Annotated in this window: 1 protein-coding gene and 1 pseudogene; both read left to right on the top strand. The window is 65.4% G+C overall.

Annotated features, from left to right (window positions below):
* On the top strand, positions 1-199 hold a 199-nt coding region (locus U9983_RS26035; protein WP_322756541.1), incomplete at its 5' end, for a hypothetical protein.
* Between the two features lie 214 nt (positions 200-413).
* Positions 414-737, top strand: a pseudogene (locus U9983_RS28180) (ATP-binding protein); the annotation flags it as partial.
* Positions 738-1,016: the final 279 nt, after the last annotated feature.

Genomic DNA, 1,016 nt, shown 5'->3' with positions numbered 1-1,016 from the left:
TATTTCGCGCAAGGCCGATGCAGAAAGCCAAAGCAGCCCAGGACCATCCAGCCGCCAAGACGAGGTATACCGCATGGCCTACCGATCCGTCGACCGCGAGCAGAAGGGCGGCAAGAATCCCGAGCATCGCACCAGCGGTCAGTGCGGCTATCATGGGCGCCAGAAGACGCGATCGCAAAGGTGTCACGGTATTCGTTAGATTCCTTTTCGGTTATCAGGTTGGAAAACTCTGGTAACCGATATTAGCGTGAACGTGAGGCCACGCCGCACTCTCTGGAATCGGATACATGGCGGCCGGCCGGTTGGCGCGGTGGGGGTTCACGCGGACGGGGTGGTGGTGATCGGCGCGGCGGTGGAGATGGCCGCGGCCCTGCCAAGCGGTGCGGCGTTGCCAGCCGGCCTGGGGTTTCGTCGACCATGCGGAACAGGCGAAGGAACGGCTTATCCTCGCCCGGGCCACCCACCTGGACTCGTTGGCGGACAAGCTCACCGAGCCCCGGGTTCGCCGGGTCATGGAACCGGTGCTGGCCGGGACCGTCACCGTGTTCGAGCCGTTCAGCGATGACGTCCTCTACGCCCGGGACCTCGGCCTGATCACCCAGACTTCCCCCGCCTGCTGGCGGAGTTCGCTGCGTTCTGGACGGCCAACGGCGATATTCTCACCACCCGCCAGCAGTACCTACGAGGCCGGCCCTCATCTCGTCCTCATGGCCTACCTACAGCGCGTCGTCAACGGCATGGCGCCGAACCCATCGACAGACGCACCACCATCACCCACACCACCAGCCCCACCGGCCGCACCATCTAGTGCGTGGCGACGTGGGGGCCGCCGCCAGGTATGCCCAATGAACGAGGCCCTGGGACAACCACCGCGGCCAATCAACCGGAAACGGGTGTCCCGGCCTGTGCGCGAGCGGGGATTGACAGGCGCCACCCACCGTCGGGGCCGCGTTTTGACCAGGTCGGATGCAAGGCTCCGACGAGGGGAACGTCGGGCGCGTTCAACTCATTTGCCC

Source organism: Protofrankia sp. Cas3, from assembly GCF_963555955.1.
In the GTDB taxonomy this organism is placed as follows: Bacteria; Actinomycetota; Actinomycetes; order Frankiales; family Frankiaceae; genus Protofrankia.
This window is presented reverse-complemented; position numbering and strand designations above follow the sequence as displayed.